Source organism: Hymenobacter seoulensis (genome assembly GCF_054780535.1).
The window spans coordinates 11582-33001 of record NZ_BAAGWD010000008.1 but is presented as its reverse complement, the minus strand read 5'-3'; the positions used below and the strand labels follow the sequence as shown (position 1 = coordinate 33001).

Annotated in this window: 14 protein-coding genes, 1 pseudogene and 1 riboswitch; of the genes and pseudogenes, 11 read left to right on the top strand and 4 right to left on the bottom strand. The window is 57.0% G+C overall.

Annotated elements, in window-relative coordinates; all coding sequences use genetic code 11:
* Positions 1–5: 5 nt before the first annotated feature.
* Positions 6–968, bottom strand: a complete 963-nt coding sequence (locus ACYVHC_RS20280) for a site-specific integrase (RefSeq protein ID WP_460615558.1) — start codon at positions 966–968, stop codon at positions 6–8.
* Positions 969–1498: 530 nt separating this feature from the next.
* Between ACYVHC_RS20280 and ACYVHC_RS20275 the strand changes: the two genes are divergently transcribed.
* Entirely contained in the window at positions 1499–2731 is a 1233-nt protein-coding gene (locus ACYVHC_RS20275) for an NADP-dependent isocitrate dehydrogenase (RefSeq protein ID WP_460615557.1), read from the top strand.
* Positions 2732–2829: 98 nt separating this feature from the next.
* Here ACYVHC_RS20275 and ACYVHC_RS20270 read toward each other — a convergent pair whose 3' ends face one another.
* Together ACYVHC_RS20270 and ACYVHC_RS20265 are read right to left on the bottom strand one after the other, a co-directional pair.
* Entirely contained in the window at positions 2830–5145 is a 2316-nt protein-coding gene (locus tag ACYVHC_RS20270) for a PAS domain-containing sensor histidine kinase (protein ID WP_460615556.1), read from the bottom strand.
* 384 nt (positions 5146–5529) lie between these two features.
* The gene (locus ACYVHC_RS20265; RefSeq protein WP_460615555.1) at positions 5530–5928 is read right to left on the bottom strand and encodes a hypothetical protein; all 399 of its coding nucleotides are present in this window, start codon (positions 5926–5928) and stop codon (positions 5530–5532) included.
* 497 nt (positions 5929–6425) lie between these two features.
* Between ACYVHC_RS20265 and ACYVHC_RS20260 the strand changes: the two genes are divergently transcribed.
* From ACYVHC_RS20260 to ACYVHC_RS20245, 4 genes and pseudogenes are all read left to right on the top strand, one after another.
* Positions 6426–7337, top strand: coding sequence for a bestrophin family protein (locus ACYVHC_RS20260; RefSeq protein WP_460615554.1), 912 nt, complete (start codon positions 6426–6428; stop codon positions 7335–7337).
* A gap of 344 nt (positions 7338–7681) precedes the next feature.
* Positions 7682–7927, top strand: a complete 246-nt coding sequence (locus ACYVHC_RS20255; RefSeq protein ID WP_460615553.1) for a hypothetical protein — start codon at positions 7682–7684, stop codon at positions 7925–7927.
* A 15-nt stretch (positions 7928–7942) separates the two neighbouring features.
* Positions 7943–8878, top strand: a pseudogene (locus ACYVHC_RS20250) (MFS transporter); the annotation flags it as partial.
* 103 nt (positions 8879–8981) lie between these two features.
* Positions 8982–9054: riboswitch (Fluoride riboswitch) on the top strand.
* A gap of 58 nt (positions 9055–9112) precedes the next feature.
* Positions 9113–10438 carry a chloride channel protein gene (locus ACYVHC_RS20245; RefSeq protein ID WP_460615552.1) on the top strand — a complete coding sequence of 442 codons (1326 nt, stop codon included), beginning with the start codon at positions 9113–9115 and terminating at the stop codon, positions 10436–10438.
* Here ACYVHC_RS20245 and ACYVHC_RS20240 read toward each other — a convergent pair whose 3' ends face one another.
* The gene (locus ACYVHC_RS20240; protein WP_460615551.1) at positions 10439–10639 is read right to left on the bottom strand and encodes a hypothetical protein; all 201 of its coding nucleotides are present in this window, start codon (positions 10637–10639) and stop codon (positions 10439–10441) included. It abuts the gene before it with no gap.
* 644 nt (positions 10640–11283) lie between these two features.
* Here ACYVHC_RS20240 and ACYVHC_RS20235 point away from each other — a divergent pair.
* The 6 genes from ACYVHC_RS20235 to ACYVHC_RS20210 all read left to right on the top strand — a co-directional run bounded on the left by ACYVHC_RS20235 (position 11284) and on the right by ACYVHC_RS20210 (position 21366).
* Complete coding sequence (locus ACYVHC_RS20235; RefSeq protein WP_460615550.1) at positions 11284–14166, top strand: TonB-dependent receptor; 2883 nt, start codon at positions 11284–11286, stop codon at positions 14164–14166.
* A gap of 68 nt (positions 14167–14234) precedes the next feature.
* Positions 14235–15662 (top strand): IPT/TIG domain-containing protein, encoded by a 1428-nt coding sequence (locus ACYVHC_RS20230; protein WP_460615549.1) that lies wholly within the window; start codon positions 14235–14237, stop codon positions 15660–15662.
* A 120-nt stretch (positions 15663–15782) separates the two neighbouring features.
* Complete coding sequence (locus ACYVHC_RS20225) at positions 15783–16781, top strand: type IV toxin-antitoxin system AbiEi family antitoxin (RefSeq protein ID WP_460615548.1); 999 nt, start codon at positions 15783–15785, stop codon at positions 16779–16781.
* Positions 16782–17151: 370 nt separating this feature from the next.
* Positions 17152–17451, top strand: coding sequence for a hypothetical protein (locus ACYVHC_RS20220; RefSeq protein WP_460615547.1), 300 nt, complete (start codon positions 17152–17154; stop codon positions 17449–17451).
* Positions 17452–17544: 93 nt separating this feature from the next.
* Positions 17545–17973, top strand: coding sequence for a hypothetical protein (locus ACYVHC_RS20215; protein ID WP_460615546.1), 429 nt, complete (start codon positions 17545–17547; stop codon positions 17971–17973).
* Between the two features lie 354 nt (positions 17974–18327).
* Positions 18328–21366: a PAS domain-containing protein gene (locus ACYVHC_RS20210; protein ID WP_460615545.1), complete on the top strand. Its 3039-nt coding sequence runs from the start codon at positions 18328–18330 to the stop codon at positions 21364–21366.
* The last annotated feature ends 54 nt before the right edge of the window (positions 21367–21420 follow it).

The following is a 21420-nucleotide window of genomic DNA, read 5'->3' as shown; positions in this document are numbered from 1 at the left end:
CCGGTTTACAACCCTAACTTCTGGGCCGCATTGTGCTGACGTACGTTGTCCAGGCGGGTGTAGCGGCGAATCATGGCGCTGGTCTTGTGCTTGGTTTGATTCATGACCTCCGAGTCGTCGGCCCCGGCCAACTTGGCCACCGTTACAAACGATGCCCGCAGGGAGTGGGCCGAAAAGGTGGGGCCTAAGTAGCGCTGCACAATCAGATTCAAATGCTTGTCGGTCAGGCGACGCTCGGTGAGCCGGCTATTCTTGCGCAGGGATACCAGTAAGGGGCCTTCGCTGCGGCCCAGGGTTTTCAACCAGCTTTGCAGGGACCGGATGGGGCAGAGGGGCAGCTCCGGGGAGTAGAAGATGGCTTTTTCCTCGTTTTCGCCCAGCTGGTTGGTTTTGCTCTTTTTCAGGTCGATAATCAACCCTTCCTCGGAAAAGCCCAGGTCTTCTATGTTGAGGGCCGCCATCTCCGAGCGGCGAAAGGCCCCGGAAAAGCCCAGCAGCAAAATCACCTTGTCGCGCTGCCCGGCCACCGTCGTGCTATCGATGCCTTTAACGATGCGCTTAAAGGAAGCCAGGGTAAAGGCCGGGGCCTGCTTTTGGCGCACCCCTTTGACGCGGCTGATGCCTTCCAGCAACACCTTGAACTTCTTGTCATCCGTCGGCGAGTCCACGCCGCGCAAGGCATGAGCCTTGCTCACGGCCGCGCAGTGACGCTGAATGGTGGTGACCTTTTTGCCGGTTTCCGCCAGGTGGGTGACAAAGCCGGCGAGCGTATCCACGGAGGCCGGCAGCGGCTCCAGGCCGTGGACCGAGCACCAGGCGCCGAAACGCTTCAGATCCCCGGCGTACGCCTTGGCAGTGTTGGCGGCCCCGGACAAGCCGGCTTCGACGTAGCGCGCGGTGTGCTCGGCCAACTCGGAAAGAGACGGCAAGGACGACGAGGTGGTGACGAGTCCGGACTTCGTTTCCATGGAGCCTATATATGGAGTATCGGGACTAAAAATGGGCTGGAAAAGCGAAGATACGATAAGGTCCGATAAGTGAATTATCGGATCTTACAAAGGCGAAGATATGTCCCAATCTGCCGTGCAATACTTCATAGCCTTCTCATATCAAGATTGCAAACGTCCTGGTTTCTTGAGCCTAGTTTCAAGGTGCTATGCATTTCTACGGCACTGCTTGCTGCATGAGACTAGCCCCTAAACTGTGCTAAGCTGGATAAGGGCAGCAGAATAAACTATGTTTACTAGGCATGCTGGACCACCAAACCATTCATACCTCGGTTGTAGTAACCGAATGGCTGGCTACCGAAACTCCCGGATGTGGTGAGTTGTGGCGGAATATATACGCCGGCCTTGGCTACCAAGCAGTGGAAGCAGCCTTGTCACCTGAATAAGATGAAGGCAATTACCAGGTTCATATAGACCAGCAACTGCTGAACCCGTATTATTGGGGCCCGAAACCCCTCAACTTGCACCTTAAATCAGATTCCCCCCACGCAATGTCAAAGATCAAAGTAGCAAACCCAGTAGTAGAGTTGGATGGCGATGAGATGACGCGCATCATCTGGAAATTCATCAAAGACAAGCTGATTCTGCCCTATCTGGAGCTGGATATCAAGTACTACGACTTGGGAATTGAGTACCGCGACCAAACCGGCGACCAGGTAACCATTGACGCAGCCAAAGCTATCCAGCAGTACGGTGTAGGCATCAAATGTGCAACCATCACCCCGGACGAAGAGCGCGTAAAGGAGTTCAACCTGCAACAGATGTGGAAGTCGCCCAATGGCACCATCCGCAATATTCTGGATGGCACTGTGTTTCGCGAGCCTATTGTGATGAGCAACGTGCCGCGCCTTGTGCCCAACTGGACGGCTCCCATTTGCATCGGCCGCCATGCCTTCGGCGACCAGTACCGTGCTACTGATTTCGTAACCAAAGGCAAAGGCAAGCTCACCATCACCTTCACGCCCGAAGATGGCGGCGAGGAGCAGTCGTTTGAAGTGTACAACTTTAAGAGCGACGGCGTGGCCCTGGCCATGTACAACACCGATGAGTCGATCCGGGGTTTTGCGCACGCTTGCTTCAACCAGGCCCTGATGAAAGGCTGGCCGTTGTACCTCTCCACCAAAAACACCATCCTGAAAAAGTACGATGGCCGGTTCAAGGACATCTTCCAGGAGATTTACGAGCAGGATTACCTGGCCAAGTTCCAGGCGGCGGGCATTACCTACGAGCACCGCTTGATTGACGACATGGTAGCCTCGGCGCTGAAGTGGAATGGCAACTTTGTGTGGGCCTGCAAAAACTACGACGGCGACGTGCAAAGCGACACGGTTGCCCAAGGCTTCGGCTCGCTGGGCCTGATGACCTCAACCCTGGTAACGCCAGACGGTAAAACGATGGAGGCGGAGGCCGCGCATGGTACCGTAACCCGCCACTACCGCGACCATCAGAAGGGCAAACCCACTTCCACTAACCCCATTGCCTCCATCTTTGCCTGGACCCGTGGCCTGGAATTCCGGGGTATTCTGGACAACAACCAGGAGCTAATCAACTTCTGCAAGGCGCTGGAAGCCGTGTGCATTGAAACTGTGGAAAGTGGCAAAATGACCAAAGACCTGGCGGTGTGCATTCATGGCAACAAAGTGGAGCACGGCCGCGACTACCTCTACACGGAGGAATTCCTGGAGGCGCTCGACGAAAACCTGAAAATCAAACTGGGCAAATAAGTCCGGCTGGTTTTAGCTACAAAAGGCCCATCCGATTCTCGGATGGGCCTTTTCGTGCTAGGGCAATACTCAACGCAACCCCCTGACGAGACATATTTCTACAACGCAGATTGCACCTCCCGATAGCCTGGTAACTGCACTGTAAAGGTAGAGCCAACGCCCAACTCACTCAGCACTGAGATGGTGCCGCCGGCATTTTCTGTAATGCGCTTTACCATATACAACCCAATACCGGAGCCCTCTACGTGGTGGTGCAGGCGCTGAAACAGCCCAAACAACCGGGCCTGCTGCACCTCATCTAGCCCCAGGCCGTTGTCCTGAACTGCCAGCTTGAAAGTAGAGCCCATGCGTTGGCAACGTAAGCTGATGTGGGGCGCCCGATTAGGGCAGCGGTACTTAATGGCGTTACTTAGCAGGTTATAAATGATACTGCGCAGATGCTTAGGGGCAAATGAGACGGCACAACCGCTGGGCATTTCGACGTTGAGCGAAGCCCCGGCGGCGGCCAATCGGGGCGCCAAATCCATCCGGACTGACTCTACCAGGGCTGCCACATCAACTGCTTCGGCGGGCTGCAACTGGGCCTGCTGCAGCTGGGCCAGGTCGGTCAGCTGGGCAATAGTGAGCTGAAACCGGGCCACCGATTCCTGCATCATGGTGAGCAGACGCGGCACCAACGGGTCCTGAAACGCCTCCCTTGGCAGCTGTTCCTGCAAAGCCTGCACCAGCCCTAACAGATTGGTAATGGGCTCGCGCAGATCGTGAGAAGCAGTATAGATAAAGGTGTCCAGGTCAATATTAGTGCGTACCAGCTGCTCGTTGGTTTGCTTCAGTTCCGTAATATCGATCGCCGAACCTATGTAGCCATACAAGTCACCGTTCGGAAAATAGCTAGGAGAGCCTTGGGCTAAAAGCCAGCGAAATTCACCGTCGTGGCGCCGCATGCGGTGCTCCAGCATGTAAACGCTGCGCGATTGAATAGCCTGCTCCAAGGTGTGTTGGGCGTGCGCCAACTCCTCGGGGTGCATAAACGCCGACCAGCCCTGCACCACGTATTCGTCCAGGCTCACGCCCACAAAGTCCAGAAAGGCTTGGTTCACGTACCGGATGCTGGAGTCCGGGTTTACGGCCCACACCTGGTTAGGGGCCGCATCGGCCATAATACGGAAGCGCTCCTCACTTTCACGCAAGGCCGCCAACGTGCGTTTCTGCTCGGTTATGTCGCGGGCTACGGCCAGCAGATGGGACTTACTACCCAGCTGCAGCATCACCATACTTACTTCCACCGGAATACTGTGGCCGTCTTTGTGGCGATGCTGGGTTTCAAACTGCGTAACAGTCCCTTGCTTAGCCTGCTCGAATAGGCGCTCGAAGGAGTTATGCTGGTGCAGCATATCAACATCGGACACGTGCAGCCCCTTAATTTCCTGCGCGGAATAGCCCCAGGCCTCACGGGCTTTATGGTTGAGATACGCAAACGTGCCGTCTTCACGCATCAACATAAAGGCGTCGCGCGCCTGATCGACCATGAATTTAAACCGCTTCATCTTCTCGCGGCTTTTCGCTAATTGCTCAGCGGCCACTACCTGCTCCGTAACATCGAAAGCACAGATGAGTACCCCGCTTACCTGTCCGTTGGTTTCCCGAAGTGCCTGGTACACAAAGTTCAGGTAGCGGTCGGCAGCCTCCCCGCCTTTGAAGTGCGCAACGGAAATGCGCCGACCTAACATCTCGCAGGTTTCGCCCGTGTCAAAAACGCGGCGTATGGTGCTGTACTCCGACTGATATATTTCATCAGGCAGCGCATCGGCGAAGGGCTGACCCAGCCCCACAGTAGGAGGCAATAGTGCTTGGTAAACCGGATTAACGAGCTCGAAAACCAGCTCAGGGCCTGTGAGCAGGCAGATACCGACCGGAGCTTGCTGTAACACCTGATGCAAGTGACCGTGTGCCGGCTCCTCAGATGGTAAAACCGCGTGTTCACCGCTTACGACACCCGGCGAGGAAGGCGTATCGAAAGCAAAGATGCCAGCAGCGGCCTCACTGAAAGTAACTAACACGCCCTTGCCAGAACGCTGAGCTGCCAATCGATACGTCAGCCCGGAACCCTCAGGGTGCGAACGAAATACAAAATCATTAGGCTCCGATGAGGCCCAAGCCGCCACTAGAAAATTGAAGACTCCGTTGTTACTAGCATGTGACCAGTGCTGTTGCAGAGTAAGCACGGGATGTTCCGGCAGGCCTAGCAACTGCTGGGCGGCCGGGTTTACGTACACTAACTGAAAGTCAGAGATTTCACCCGAGCTACCATGTAAGGGAGTGCAGAATATCACCCCGCTGGGTGAAATGGCCAGCAGGCTCTGGAGTACATCCTCAGGCGTGGAAAAGGCAGCAAACGAAGCAACGGGGTCCATGCGTTTTTAGCAACTTCAGAAACGCGGTGACCACCACTACGAGTAAGTGACAAGACCGCACTTATCAGCAAAGTAAGCTAAATAACCAGAGCAAGTTACTGTATGAGGCAATATGTAACAGAACGCTAAACTGGCTACCTGGCAGCTTGTCACTTTACCTATTCAAGCGCCCTAATACCACACTTTGTACAAGATACAGGGCTAGCTGGGGTTGCGTTGCTCCAGCTGCAGCAGCACAGCATCTATTTCAGCGGCATACACGTCAATCTGCTCCAGGCCGGCGCGGGCCTGCTCAATGTTGCCCCCTGTTACTGGGTTACTAGGTCTTGTCCATGGCGCAGCATCTGCATCAACGCCTAAACAGTAAGGTGCCCACTGTTGAGTTCAGGAGCATTGCAGCAGCCAAGTGGCAGCGGCCTGTTCATCATCAAAAAGACGGTACGTGAGCGCCCCGGCGTGAGCCGGCTGGCTGCGTAGGGCTTCGGGCAGGCTAGCCAGCGCTTCGGGCGCCACCAATACAGCTCCGTAAACCGGCCAGTTTTGGTTGGATTCTGAAAGCCAATACTCCACAATCCATTGGCCTTCTTCATCCGTGAAAGGTTCCATCAGGCGCTGGTCGCCGAACAGCTTGTTCCATTTCCGGAGCTGCAGAAGCCGGCCGGTATGGGTCAGGAAAGCCTGCAGGTGAAACAGGTCGCGGGGGCCGGCGTGGTAACGAATCAGAACGTACCCATCGGGGTGCTCCAGGATACGTCCAACCGGGTTTTCAAAGTAAAGGCGCAAGGTGGTACTGCGTGTTAGTAGGGAAGCGAACAACAAATCTAAGCAGGAAATGTCATCAGCGCTGGCTAATGAAGGACAACAGTCCCGGCAAACCGGAGACCTAGTGCACTGCTCACAAGGCACCTACACAGAGCGGCAAATAGCCTGAGAGCCTCAAAGCATCATTTCATGTCCCGAGGCTAGAGAATTGCCTGATCTACTTTAATGAAATTATAATCTAATTTTAACGCTATTATAATCCACATATAATAGGCCTTTAATAAGGGCAGGTGGAGTGAGACATACCTTTGTGCCGAGTAAGTGCGGGCAAGGCGATAAGAAAGCTGCAGGAGTTAGTGATACCTTTTTCACCCTTGCTGCACCTAGCAGGAGTGTGCGTACGTAGAAGCTCCCTAGCCCTCTCAGGTGTTGAAACCGGAGCAGAGGCCCCGCACATTCAAAATACTTTGCTGCCCCACTAAGCCGGCCTGTAAAGTCAGCCTCCCTATCGCTTATATATGCTGCTAGACACCCGACTTCCCATCCGCTATATCTTCACCCGCATCCGGCCTGACATTATCCGAGTGCTGGTCATTTCCGGTGTTTTTCAGCTACTTAAATTGTATTTCAGCGACTATCTGCCCCAGATTCCGCTGCAGTTGCCCACCATCCTGGGCAGTTCGATTTCCTTGCTCCTGGCTTTCAACATCAGCCAGTCGTATGACCGGTGGTGGGAAGCACGCAGGCTCTGGGGAGCCGTCGTGAACGACTCGCGCACGCTGCTGCGGCAGGTGCAGGGCTTTCTGCCGGTTGGCATGTTTGACTCAGCTAGTCTGGCGGCAGAACTGCAAGCGGTAGCCTACCGTCAGATTGCGTGGTGCTACAGCCTGGGCCACAGCCTGCGCGGTCAGGACTCCACGGCTGCGCTGCAGGCATATCTGCCGGCGCATGAACAGGACTATGTGCAGGCGCACACCAATAAGCCCCTGGCCCTACTGGCCCTGCATACCGCTCAGCTCAAGCAACTCTACCAGAAGCAGGCATTCGACTCCTTTCAGTATGTGCAGCTAGACTCTACACTGGTGCGCCTGTGCGACTCCATGGGTGGGGCCGAGCGCATTAAAAACACGGTTTTTCCGGTCAGCTACCGCCAGCTGATGCACTTTTTTATCTACCTGTTTCTGCTCACACTTTCCCTGGGGTTGGTGGAAACTATTGGGCTGTGGGAAATACCGGTGTTGCTCGTGACGGCCTCCACCTACTTCCTGCTGGAGCGCACCGCCCGGTATATGCAAGACCCCTTCAATGACAAGCCCACCGATACGCCCGTAACGTCCATTGCACGCACCGTTGAGATTAACTTAAAGCAACTACTGCAGGAGTCTGACATACCAGCTCCCATAAAGTCAGACACCTTTTACATTATGTAGTCCCTAGTGCATACAGTTGAACCTCATGAGGCAAGCAGAAATGCTTGCCTCTTGAGGTTTTCACCGTTTGGCAATACCCTGACACTACGTTGGGTAGCAGGCGCACATTCAAATGCCATACCCTTCGCTCGGGCCAAGCCTTGCAAAACCTGTAGGCAATTAATCAGATAGAGGAAAAGGAGGGCATGTACCTTTAGGAAACTGCCGGCTTAGAATTACTAGCCCTCGGTGCTGCCTAAACCGTATGGAAACATTGCCGGCGACACGGCCCGCCTTGATTCTATTAAGGCTTGGGGGTAAACGTAGTGTATCTGATACCCATGTTTCCGGCTTTGCTCCCGCTGATGCGCCGCCTTCCCCTCCCGAGCTACCTTACCCGCGCCGTCTGGCTGCTCTCGCTCATCAGTCTGTTCACTGATCTGGCTAGCGAGATGCTGTATCCGGTTATGCCGTTGTATCTGCAGTCCATTGGCTTTTCGGTGGTGTATATCGGGCTGCTGGAAGGCGTGGCGGAAGCGGTGGCGGGGCTCAGCAAAGGCTATTTCGGACAATGGTCGGACAGACTGGGCCGCCGGGTGCCGTTTGTGTAATGGGGCTACGGACTAAGTGCCTTGTCAAAACCGATGCTGGCGGTGCTGGCCACTCCGGCCTGGGTACTACTGGCCCGTACCGTGGATCGGTTGGGCAAGGGCCTGCGCACCGGCGCGCGGGATGCCCTGCTCTCGGACGAAACTACCCCCCTGGACCGCGGCAAAGTGTTTGGCTTCCACCGCTCCATGGATACGCTAGGAGCCGTTCTGGGCCCATTGGCCGCCTTGGGGTGGCTAACAGCTCATCCAGGGGCCTATCGCCCGCTGTTTCTGTGGGCGTTTGTGCCGGGAGTGCTGGCCGTACTCATTTCGTTGCTGTTGCGTGAGCGGCGGGCAATACCCTCGGGGCGGCCGGTGCTGCCATTCTGGGCCTCGTTTCGCTACTGGCGCCAAGCCCCGCCCGCGTACCGACGAGTGGTGGGCGGGCTGATTTTGTTTGCCCTTTTCAATAGCTCCGATGCCTTTCTGTTGCTGCTGGCCCGCCAACGAGGCCTTTCCGGTCCGCAGGTTATTGCCCTCTACATCCTGTATAATATAGTGTACGTGCTTAGCGCCTGGCCGCTGGGCCACCTCTCCGATCGCCTAGGGCCTCGCAAGCTGCTAACCGGCGGACTAGTGGTATTTGCGGGCGTGTATGGCGGCATGGCTCTGGCGCAGGATGGTTGGATGTTTGGGCTGTTATTTGCCTGTTACGGACTGTACGCGGCCGCCACGGAAGGCGTGGGCAAAGCCTGGATCAGCACTCTGTGCGCACCTTCCGACACGGGCGCCGCCCTGGGTACCTTCGGGGGCTTGAGCAGTCTGGCCGCGCTCGGTGCCAGCGCGGGCGCGGGGCTGCTGTGGCAGTGGCAGGGCGCGGGCCTCACGTTTGGGCTGGCGGCCGCCGTGGCGTTGGGTGTGGCCGGTTACCTGGCCCGCGTGCCGGTTACTGCTAATAAAGCGCCAGCATAACCTATTCTAAGTGATCAGCAAACGCAATGCAGTTGCCCTGACGACCAGCGCAAACAAAGCCTATCCGCTGGTTTGACATCTGGGCAAACTCTCTATATTTGCTTGCATAGTAGGTGATGGATTTCCACCTGTAACCGCCAAAGTCCTGGCTTTGAGCTGATGATTCCTACGCAACCTACGGGCTTCCTAGTCCGCGGCGCGTAGGTTTTTTTATGAGCTTACACTTTCCTGCTTGTGGCTTCTCGATTTTCGCGCGTATTCCGGTCAGTAATGGCCCTTGAGCAAACCTCTCACCTCCTGTTTCTAAGCCGCTGGCTGCTGATTTGCGCCGTTATTGGAGTACTGGTAGGCTCGGCCTCCGCTTTCTTCCTGCTGGCCCTTGACTGGGTTACGGCCTGGCGCGAAGCTCATGCCTGGATAATATGGCTGCTGCCGGTGGCGGGCTTTGTGGTGGGTGCCAGTTACCATTACCTGGGCCAGAGGGTGGTAAAGGGCAACAACTTACTGATAGACGAGATTCATAACCCCAGCAAGGTAGTTCCGCTCCAAATGGCACCCTTAGTGCTGTTTACTACCCTAGCAACTCACCTCTTTGGTGGCTCGGCGGGCCGCGAGGGTACGGCCGTGCAGATGGGCGGCACCCTGGCCGATCAGCTTACCCGGCTGTTGGGCTTGCGCCCCCGCGACCGGAAACTGCTGCTCATTGCCGGTATCAGCGCTGGGTTTGCCTCCGTGTTCGGGACGCCGCTGGCTGGTGCCGTGTTTGGGTTGGAAGTCTTTCTGCTCGGCGCTATTCGCTACGATGCTATTCTGCCCAGCTTTCTGGCCGCCATCAGCGCCGACTTGGTAACGCGAAGCTGGGGTGTGGGGCACACCCACTACCCCCAGCTAGATGCTGAACCTATTACCATCCTCGGGTTGCTGCTTACCGTTGGGGTTGGGATTCTGTGTGGTCTCACGGCGCGGAGTTTCGCCGGCCTCACCCACCAGGTTACGCAGTGGTTCAAGCACGTATCCTACCCACCGCTTCGGCCCGTGCTGGGTGGGGCCCTCGTAGCCTTGGCCGTAGCTGCATTAGGCACCACCAAATACATTGGGCTGGGGGTGCCCACCATTGTAGCGGCCTTCCAAGCCCCGCTACCCCCGCAAGACTTCCTGCTAAAGCTGGCCCTCACGGCCCTGACGCTAGGTTGCGGCTTTAAAGGCGGCGAAGTTACACCCCTCTTTTTCATTGGCGCCGCTCTGGGCTCGGCCCTGGCTTTAGTATTGCCACTTCCGGTGGCCCTGCTCGCGGCTATGGGTTTTGTAGCGGTGTTTGCGGGGGCCGCCAATACGCCGTTGGCGTGCACCCTGATGGGCATGGAATTGTTTGGAGCGCAGGTCGGCGTATATCTGGGACTGGCCTGTGTGTCGGCGTACCTATTTTCGGGGCACTCAGGCATATATTCCGCCCAGATAATAGGTCACGCCAAGCATTTGCGCTCTGGCCGGGACCGGGGCCGTACCCTCGGCGATATTTCCACTAGCCGCCAAAATTCCCGCACCCGCCCAACCACCTAGTTACAGCACTAACGCTTTCGAGGCTCCCGACACTACCGCTCCTATCTCCTCAACCACAACAAAACGGAAATTGCCATCCTGTCGCGTTACTACTCTCTGGATAGTGACCACAGTGCTGTGGAAGGTGGCCCGGAAAGCCAGACGCTCACTGACTTCACGCCGACCATCATCCTGAATGTGCCGCTGGATTGCGTGACGCAAGTTTCAGCCACTGTGCGCATAAACAACTTCGCATCAGCTTCCACTAACCGCATTGATCAGGTATTGACTTCGGCCTTTGCTCATGATACACCCTACCTCGCAGAATTAAGCTACACGCGCCAGCTTTCTGACAAGCGTACTATGGTAGGCGTAACCTGCGTTTTTCCTAGGAATATGACTACCTATCGGGCAACGTTATTGCTTTCTAGGCTAGAGCATCTGCGGCTGGCAATCGGGTACTGATCAAGCCGCGCAGATCTTTTTCAACCGCGCCACGCTAACTCTACCCGCGGGCTGAGCCCCGCTGACGCCGGCAGTCACAGCTAGAGCTATGGCTAGGATAAATTCGCTGTTATAGCCCACCCGTTGGAGCTGGAAACGCCGTTTGAAGGCCGCATAGATAAGGTTAAGCTCCTGGATGTGTGCTACCTACAGTTGTTAGAGCTGGGGGCTTGGCCGCCAGCCTCATCAGTACCGATTGATACTCCTCCAGGCCCTAGGCTTCTGAGGAGTGGTAAGTGTGTATTCTCACCCGTTGAAAATATCTTGGTATACCGCTTTTTATATGAAGGCAACAATTACATAATGATTCCTACAACTTGAGGACATAGTAGAAGCGGAGCTTTGCGGCATACTTCTCTACTATGTCAGTCGCACGTTTACAGCTTCAGATTTTCCTGGTTTTACTAGGGCTCGTGAGCAGCCTAACCGCTCTCGGGCAAGCCGCCACCGGCACCATCCGCGGTACGGTCCTCGATCAGAAAACCAAAGAGCCCATTATTGGGGCCAGCGTAGGGGTAGTGGGCACCACCATCGGCGCCTCCACCGACCTGGATGGCACATTTGCCCTGGTTAAAGTACCTACCGGCACCCACACGCTCCGCATCAGCTCGGTTTCCTACGAGTCAAAAAGCCTGCCCGCCCTGCAGGTAGAAGCCGGCAAAGTAGTTGTCATCAACACCAGCCTGGCCGATGCTTCGGCCGCCCTGGGGGAGGTAGTCATTACGGCCCAGCGCCGGACCAACACCGAAGTGGCCGTTATATCGGAGGTTCGCAACGCCCAGCTGGTAGCAGTCGGAGTATCGGCCGAGCAGATTGTGCGCTCCCAGGACCGCGACGCAGCCCAAATTGCCCGGCGCGTACCCGGCGTCTCCATTCAGGACAACCGCTTTGTGCTGGTGCGCGGCCTTACCCAGCGCTACAATGCCGTGATGCTCAATGATGTGCTCACGCCCAGCTCGGAAGTAGACACGCGGGCCTTTGCCTTCGACATGATTCCGAGCAACGTCATCGACCGGATGCTGATTTTCAAATCGGGCTCGGCGGAACTGCCCGGCGACTTTGCCGGCGGCGTAATTAAAGTATACACTAAGCGAGCTCCCGAGGAAAACTTCACCAACCTAAGCGTGCTCAGCGGCTACCGCAGCGGCACCACGGGCCAGCAAGTGCAGCAGGCCGAAGGCGGCAAGTACGACTGGCTCGGCTTTGACAGCGGCAAGCGTACCATCCCCAACAACTGGCCGGCCCGCCTGAGTGATGAATATTCCAGCGCCATGCGGGCGGCCTATGCCCGCCAGTTGCCCAACCGCTGGGGCGTAAAGTCCCTGCAGGCTGCCCCTGATCTGCGCCTGTCCTTTAACATGGGCCGTCGCTTTGAGCTGGGCGAAAAGCAGGTAGGCACCCTGACTAGCGTGAACTATGGCAACTACAAGCAGGCTACGGATGCCCGCCTGAGTTTCTACGAAAACGGCGCCGACCGCAACCAGCTGGCCTCCTACTACAATGACCGGGTATACGGCAACGAGGTTCGCCTCGGGCTGGTGCAGAACTTCTGGCTGCGGCTGAACGGCCGGAGCACCCTGGAATTCAAAAACCTGTTCAATCAGCTAGGCACCGCCGAAACGGTGGTGCGCGAAGGCCAGGACATTACCCAAACCAGCAACGACGTGCGGGCCTACTCGCAACGATTCGAGAGCCGCAGCATTTACTCGGGCCAGTTGCTGGGTAACCACGAGCTAGCCAACGACAAAACATCCATTAACTGGGTAGGCGGCTTCTCCAACACCCACCGTACCGAGCCGGACTGGCGCCGCGTGCGCTACATCCGCCCCATCGGAGCCATGAATGGCGACGGGCAGCCGGCACCTTTCGGAGTTTCGACGCCCAACGACCCAAGTCTGACGGAATCGGGCCGGTACTTCTCCAAGCTAAATGAGCGCGTGGGAACGGTAGCCCTGAACGTGGTGCAACAAATTACCCGTGACTCGACCAACAAAGAAGGCGGCATCAAGCTGAAGGCTGGCCTTTATGCTGAGCGCAAAGACCGCGACTTTAGCGCCCGCTTCTTTGGCTACGGCAGCGTAGGCAACACCAGCATCACGCGCACCTTGCCCGTAGAGCAAGTATTTGCCCCGGAGAACCTGACGGGCCGCGACGGCAGCTTTACCCTGGAGGAAGGCACGGACCCCAACGACTCCTACGCGGCTAACAACACGCTGCTCGCGGGGTACGCCAGCCTAACCCTGCCCCTGGGCAAGTTTACGGGCACCCTGGGCTTCCGCGGCGAATACAACGACCAGCAGGTAACCAGTGAGCTGCGCGGGGGCGGCCTGACCAACGGCGGACGCCGGATCTTCAGCCCCATGCCTTCGCTGAACGTCTCCTATAACCTGACCGACCAGATGCTGGTGCGGGCGGCTTACGCCTCCACCATCAACCGGCCCGAGTTCCGGGAGCTGGCCCCCTTCCGCTTCTATGATTTCAACCTGAACGCGGATATCCAGGGCAACTATGCCCTGCAAACGGCCACCGTGCAAAACCTGGATCTGCGCTGGGAAATGTACCCCACCAGCGGGGAGCAGATTACAGTGGGCGCCTTCTACAAGCACTTCACCAACCCCATCGAAAACTATCTGCTGACCACGGCGACCGGCGCCAACAGCCTGAGCTATGCTTTTGTGAACACGCAGTCAGCCCAGAACTACGGCGCCGAAATTGAAATCCGCAAAAGCCTGGCTTCTATTTCCGAGTCGGCTTTCCTGCGCCGCTTCTCGCTGGTCGGCAACGCCTCCTACATCTTTAGTCAGATTGACCTGGGCGAGACGGTGAACGTACCCGACGCCAGCGGCCGGGTGGAAGCCCAGAATGTAAGCGACACCCAAACCCGCCGTCGCCCCCTGCAAAACCAGTCGCCCTACCTCGTGAACCTGGGCGCCTATTATGCCAACGAGGAAAAAGGCACCCAAATCAGCGCCCTCTACAACGTGGCCGGTCCGCGTATCTACGCGGTGGGCACGGTAGTAAATCCCACGGTGTACGAAGCGCCCCGCAACGTGGTAGACCTGGTAGCCACCAAACGCCTGGCCAAGCACTGGGAGCTGCGCGCCGCCTGGCAGGACGTGTTTAACCAGCCGGTAAAGCTAGTCCAGGACACGGACCGCAACGATAAGTACTCCGGGGGCGACCAGACGGTGCGCACGTTCCGCCGCGGCTCCAACACCACGCTGGGCCTGACTTTCACCTGGTAGCCTACCGCTTTTCAGACTACCCCCTTGCTGGCCCTCAACCTTTGCTCATTTCACCCTATCTCCTTTTCATGAAACGCATTTCCAACTTGTTTTTGCTGGCTTTGCTGGCTACCGCTTCCGCCACCTCGCTGAGCAGCTGCGAAGACAACAACGACAACGCACCTGAAATTCAGCAGCCCAGCGGCCCTACCGACAACGCGGGCCGGGTTATTCTGAGCGGCGACATCACCGCCAACCGGACCCTGCGCGCCGATGAGAAGTACTTGCTGCAGGGGTTTGTGTATGTGCGCAATGGCGTTACGCTGACCATTGAGCCAGGCACCAAAATCTTCGGCGACCAGGCCACCAAGGGCACGCTGATCATTGACAAGGGCGGCAAGATCATGGCCGAAGGAACCCAGAGCAACCCCATCGTTTTCACGTCAGCTAAGGCCGCGGGCAGCCGCGGGTATGGCGACTGGGGCGGGGTAGTACTGATCGGCTCGGCCCCCATTAACCAGTCGTTGAGCACGCAGCCGGAAGGCGGCATCGGGGGCACCTTTGGCGGCACTAACAAAGAAGATAACTCGGGCAGCCTGAAGTATGTGCGCATTGAGTTTGCTGGCATTCCGCTTTCCTCGGGCTCAAACAGCGAAATCAATGGCCTGACTATGTACGGCGTGGGCAGCGGAACTAAGGTTGACTACGTGCAGGTATCGTACTCGGGTGATGACTCCTATGAGTGGTTTGGTGGCACCGTGAATGCCAAGCACCTGGTAGCGTACCGCGGCTTCGATGACGACTTCGACACCGACTTTGGCTTCACGGGTAAACTCCAGTACGGGCTTTCCCTGCGTGACCCGCAGTATGCTGACCAATCGGGCTCGAACGGGTTTGAGTCCGACAACTTCAACCCCGGCACGCCCGCCACGGGCGATAACGCCGGCCTGCCCCTGACGGCACCGGTATTCAGCAACTTTAGTATTATGGTTACCGGCGGCACGCCCCCTGCCTCCCAGCAGTCGGGTAGCGGTAGCTTCCAGTCGGCGCTGCACTTGCGCCGCAACACGTCTACCAGCGTTTACAACTCGGTATTCGTGGGCTACCCTGAGGGGCTGCGCCTTGACGGGGCCTCTACCTGGAGCAACCTGCAGGGCGGGGGCTTGGATTTGAACGGAGTAGTGCTGGCCAACACCACGCGTCCGCTGCGGGCCGCCAACAACACCGGCGCCTTCACCGATGCCGACGTAGAAACCTGGTTTAACGGCGCCGGTAAAAACAACCTGGTGGTGCCCAATGCCGAGCTAGGTACCCTCGGGCTGAACGCCAACACCTTCACCTTGGGGACGCCAGGCTTCCTGCTTTCTAGCTCCTCACCCCTGCTCACCGGCGCTGTGTTTACGGGCAAAGCCGCCGACAACTTCTTTGATAAGGTAAGCTACCGCGGGGCCTTTAACGGCACCGACAACTGGGCCCAGGGCTGGACCAACTTCGACCCCCAGAACACGGCGTACTAAGCTCCCTACTAGCTCACTTATTCGAGGAAAGGCCGGAGCTGGCGATAGCTCCGGCCTTTCTGTTGTATCATAATCCGGTAGTGATACCGCGCAGCAGCTTTGGCAACATCTGTTTTACCTATGGCTACCGTTTCCCTCCTGACGCAGGTTCGGGAGAAGCTAGCGCACACCTTAGGCGTACCCATCCGAGTGCAGGAAGCGGCTGATGTAGCTTCGGAGGTAGAGCAGCACTGGTTCTGGGAGCCCAGCGTAGCCTTTCATGTGCGAGCCTGCTCCTGCCTGTCGGCTCATCAGATAGCCCGTTACGCCCACCAGCACCCTCGGCAATTATTGGTTACAGAGTTTGTATCGGCAGAGATAGGCGAGCAACTGCGGGCCGCCCGCATTTGCTATGCGGACAGTGCCGGCAATGCCTGGTTGTGTTGCGCGCAGCCCCAGGTACTGGTGCATCTGCAAGGCAACCCGCCCCACCGCGCCGCAACGGCGCCGGTTAGTGCTTCTATTGTAGCCACCCAGATGCGGTTTGCCTTCCAGCTTATTACCGGCCCCCAACCCTATGCCCACACCGCCGAGGCCTTATCATCCATTTCGGGCATCAAGCTGGCCCTGGTGGAGCGCTTCATTTCAAACTTACAGCACCAAGGGCTGTGGCACCTGGATGACCAGCACCGGCTGGACTCGCTGCCGCAATTAGCGCAGGCTTGGCAAAAGCAATATGCTACTAGCCTGCGCAACCGCCTCAACCCCCAACGCTACCGCTGGCGCGACCCGGCCATGGCTACCAAAATGCTGGAATCCCAGGCTTTGCCAGCCGGCAGCTGGTGGAGCGGGGAAGTGGCCGCCGGCCAGTTGCTCGGGCAGCCCGTGTCGCCAACCGCTTACATCCTCTATACTCGCCAGCCGCGCCCCAATCTGGCGGAGCGCATGGGTCTTATTCCGCACAGCAAGGGCAACGTGGAAGTACTGAACCCCTTCTTTTCCGATGTACCATTGTCGGCTGCGTACGGCCAATGCGTGGACCCGTTTCTGATTCACTCTGACCTTTTGCTTAGTGAGTCCTCTGTAAGCCAGGCTATGGCCACAGCACTCCGCAGGCAATTTCTACCCAAACTTCTGTAGCCGGTAGCACCAAATGCGTCATGCTAAACCGGTGCGGGCGGTCGGTTTGCGGTCACAGTATGCCTAGTCAGCACGCATTGAATTTTGCGGCAGGTGATAGAAGTATTTCAATACCGCAACGGATGAACGTTGCGTGCTGATCCAGTGCCATCAAACTACTTATATATCTGACATACAACTATTTATTTTATTTTAACCACAACCTACTTGGTCAGTTAAAGTCCTAAACCATAGCTTCTGATATGGTCGGGGACCAAGCGGGTGCCCGTGCTGCCTGGGGTGCAGGTGCTTTTCACGTGTGAAATGACTACTTTGCTTACGTGAAGTAACCGTCTCGTCTTACGGCAACCATTTTATTTTTCCTGCCAGTATGACTCGTGAGATTTTAACACGCTTTGCGCACAACCAGCAGTTATTGGCTGGCTTACGCCAACGCTCAAACTCAGTGGCCAGCAAGAAGCGCTTGTTAGATATCCTATCCTCCACGATTGAGAGCCTGTTGCTGCTAGAGCCCCTTTCCCTAAACCAGCGGTTTAGGCTAGTACAGTTGAAGATGTTGCAGCAGTCCATCCGGGACCAGGACTATATTTTGGAAGGCGACAACATGTGGCAGCTGGTGCACTCCTCCTTATGGCAGGCCTGCGCCATTACCCTGGCCCACAAAGCCTGACTCAGGCGCGGTCGACCGTCTGGCCGCCTGCGCCGCTACTTTTGCCGAAGCTCCCCAGCTTTTGGACTGCTTGTACTCTTTCCCTACGCTTCCATGGCTACGCAACTAACCAATAGCTTCGGCAAAGTGTATTTCACTTCCGAATACGACGTGCGGCATCACTGGGTGTATAATAACTGGATTGGCTACCAAACCTACGCTGATGTGGTGAGTGGCGCAGATGCGTGCCTGGAGCTGGTGCAAAAACACTCCTGTCCGTACTTGCTGAACGACAACCGTCAGGTGATTGGCCCCTGGGACCACGCCGTAAGCTGGATTGTGCAGGACTGGGCACCGCGGGCCAGTAAGCTGGGCCTCACGCATTTCGCGCACGTAGTAAACCCGGCTTCTATGGCGGCCCCGTCTGCGGAGGCCATGCACCTAGGCGTAGGCGGCCGCCTGTACATGCGCATGTTCAACGAAATTGAAGGTGCCCAGGAATGGCTGCGCGTAGCGCAACGCACTGCTCCCACCAATGCCTAGCCCGCTGCTGAAACTAAACCCCTAAGGACAAAACACAGCCAACCTAGCCCCGCAGCTTACCGGTTTGCCTTGTCAATTGGCTCTCCTTTTACAGCCCTAATGCGGCGAAAGTACAGCGTACCTTGCCGATTTACGGATGGGCTAGTTGCCAGTTTACTATTTCCTGCCGCTACCAGATAACAGGCCAAGGTGTGCCCCTAGTATGCTGGCAGGGCCGAAAAGTGTTGCTATCTTCCCAGTCTAAAAGCTGGTTCGTGGGTGGGGTAGCCTCCCGGCACGCAGGTGGATCTTCGCTTGATGCAGTTTGTAGGCATAATTGTCCAATACCAGCCATTTCCGGCGTACCAAACACGTATGATTTCTGCTTTCCCGGGGTCTGATTTGCCAGCACTGTTGTCCGTATTCACTGTGTTGCCCGGGGCTTACCTGCTGCTTTCGCCGGAACTAATTATTCAGGCCGTTTCCAACGAGTACTTGGCTGCTACTGCCAGCCGGCGCGAACAGCTCCTGGGGCATCCTATGTTTGAGGCGTTTCCGGACAACCCCATGGCGCCGGAGGCCCAGGCCGTGGATAATTTGCGCAGCTCTCTGCTGCAAGTCCTGAGCACGGGCCAGCCGCACGAAATGCCCTTGCAGCGATACGACGTTCGGGATCAAGACAACCCGGGACTATTTTTAGAGCGATTCTGGCTGCCGCGCAACATACCGGTTAGTGATGAGCAGGGGCAGGTGCACCATGTTCTGCACTGCGTGGTGAATGTGACGGAGCAGGTGCAGGCCCGGCAGCAAGTGCAGCAACTAAACCAGGAGTTGGACACGGCCAACCGCACCCTCAACACCAACAACGAGCAACGCAAGGAACTGAATACCGAGCTGCTCGACACCCAGCACCAGCTCCAGCAGCTTAACCAAGGTCTGGACGCCAGAGTCCGGGAGCGCACGCTGGCGCTAGAGCAGGTACAGCAGCAGGTGGAACGGCAGCGGCAGCGGCTGGAAGAGCTGTTTTTGCAGGCTCCGGCCGCTATCTGCATTCTTGATGGCCCTGCGCTGGTATTTGAGCTGGTGAACCCGGGGTACCAACAGCTGTTTCCGGAGCGAAAATTACTAGGCAAGCCACTGCTCGAAGCCCTCCCAGAACTGGAAAACCATCAGGTGTACCGTACGTTCCGGCAGGTGTACAAAACGGGTATTCCCCACCAGGAGCTGAGCATGCTGATTCCGCTAATGAGGGCGGCAGATGGGGTATTGGAGGACCGGTACTTTAACTACATTCAGCAGGCGCGCTTCAATGAGCAGGGCCAGATAGACGGCATTCTAGTGTTTGCCTTCGAGGTAACCGAACAGGTGGTGGCCCAGCAGCAGCAGCATCAAGCCCGCCAGATAAGCGAGGCTTCCACGCGCCGCTTGGAGTTGCTTACCGATGCCTTGCCCGTGCTGATCAGCTACATAGACCAATCTGAAACCTATCAGTTTGCTAACCGGGCCTATGAATCCTGGTTTCATATTCCGGCCAAGCAGATAATCGGTAAGCAGGTGGGCGCGGTTATTGGGGAGGCAGCGTACCAGAAGGTGCAAGGCTATATGCAGCGGGCACTGGCCGGGGAGCGGCTCGATTTCACGTCCCTGATGCCGTATCGGCAGGATTTTATTCGCTCCATCCAAACCAGCTACGTACCTGATATTCGGGATGGTGCTGTGATAGGGTTTTACAGCTTGGTAGCCGATATCACGGATCAGGTAGAGGCGCGCGAACAAGTACAGACGCTTAACCAGGAACTGCAGGCGTCAAACGAAGAACTGCGTGCTAACCATGCGCAGCTGGCCCAAACCCAGCAGGCGTTGCTGGAAGTGGCCCAACGCCAGGTCCGGGAGCGGGAAACATTTTACCAAGTATTTGAGCAGACGCCGGCCTGTATTGCTTTGCTGCGCGGTCCGGAGCACACATTTGAGTACATCAATGCGGCGTATCAACAGCTGTTTCCCGGGCGCCAGCTGCTAGGCCTGCCCGTGACGGTAGCGCTGCCCGAGATTGTAGGACAGGGCTTCGACGCCTTCATCGATAGGGTATATCATACTGGTGAAACGTTTTTCGGAACGGAATTGCCACTCCTGGTACAGCAGCCCAATGGGCTTCCGCCCCAGGATATGTACTTCACCTTTACTTACCAAGCGTATCGGGAAGAGAACAACATTGCCGGCGTTTCCATCTTTGCCCACGATGTGACGGAGCAGGTACTAGCCCGCCAGCACCGCGAAACCCAGCAGCAGCGCCTGCACAGCCTATTTATGCAAGCCCCGGCCGGCATCTGCATTCTGGATGGGCCTGATCTGGTGTATGAATTTGTGAACCCAGGCTATCAGCAGCTGATTCCCGGCCGCTTATTTCTGGGGATGCCAATCCTGGAAGCCATGCCCGAAATAGCCGGCACCCACATTGAGCAGCTGCTGCAGAAGGTGTACCACACCGGCCAAACCCACGAGGAGCAGGCCATGCTAGTTCCCATAGCACGGCCCATCGATGGCGTGCTGGAAGACCGCTATTTCAGCTTTGTATACCAGGCCCGCCACGACGACCAGGAGCAAATAAACGGTGTGCTGGTGTTTGCCTTTGAAGTAACCGAGCAGGTAGAAGCCCGCCGCGCCGCCGAAAGCAGCGCCCAGCAGGCGCACGCCCTGGCCACCGCCTTAAGTGCTACCAACGAAAAGCTTACGCGCACCAACGTCGACCTCGACAACTTCATATACACCGCCTCCCACGATCTGAAAGCCCCCATTACCAACATTGAGGGGCTGCTGCACACGCTGCAGGCCGAAATGCCGCCCCAAAGTCAGGCCGGGGAGGTTTCTTATATCCTGGATCTGATGCAGGACTCGGTGGAGCGGTTCAAAAAAACGATTGACCACCTCACCGACGTCTCGAAGCTGCAAAAAGAGCACGACCAACCGGCGTATGAAGTGTCCCTGGCCCACGTAATTGAAGAAGTGCGGCTGGATTTGGCCCCGTTGCTGCAGGAAGTGGGGGCGCGCATGAGCGTGGATGTGCTGGCGGTACCGCGGATCCTATTCCCGGAGAAAAACTTGCGCTCAATAGTCTATAACCTGCTCAGCAATGCCCTCAAGTACCACCACCCTGACCGGCCAACCAGGGTGCAGGTGCGGGCCCGGGCGGAGCCGGACTTTTATGTGCTGGAGGTGCAGGACAATGGCCTGGGCCTGGACTTATCTCGTGAGCGGCAGCTGTTTGGCATGTTTCAGCGGTTTCATACCCACGTAGAGGGCTCCGGCGTGGGCCTGTACATGGTGAAGCGTATGATAGAAAATGCGGGCGGCCACATTCAGGTGCAAAGCGAGCTAGGCACCGGCTCCACCTTCTCGGTTTACTTCCCGCGCTAACCTAGCCCCTTTAGGGCGTTGGGGTTTGTGGCACCACTGCCCCTAGCAGTGCTC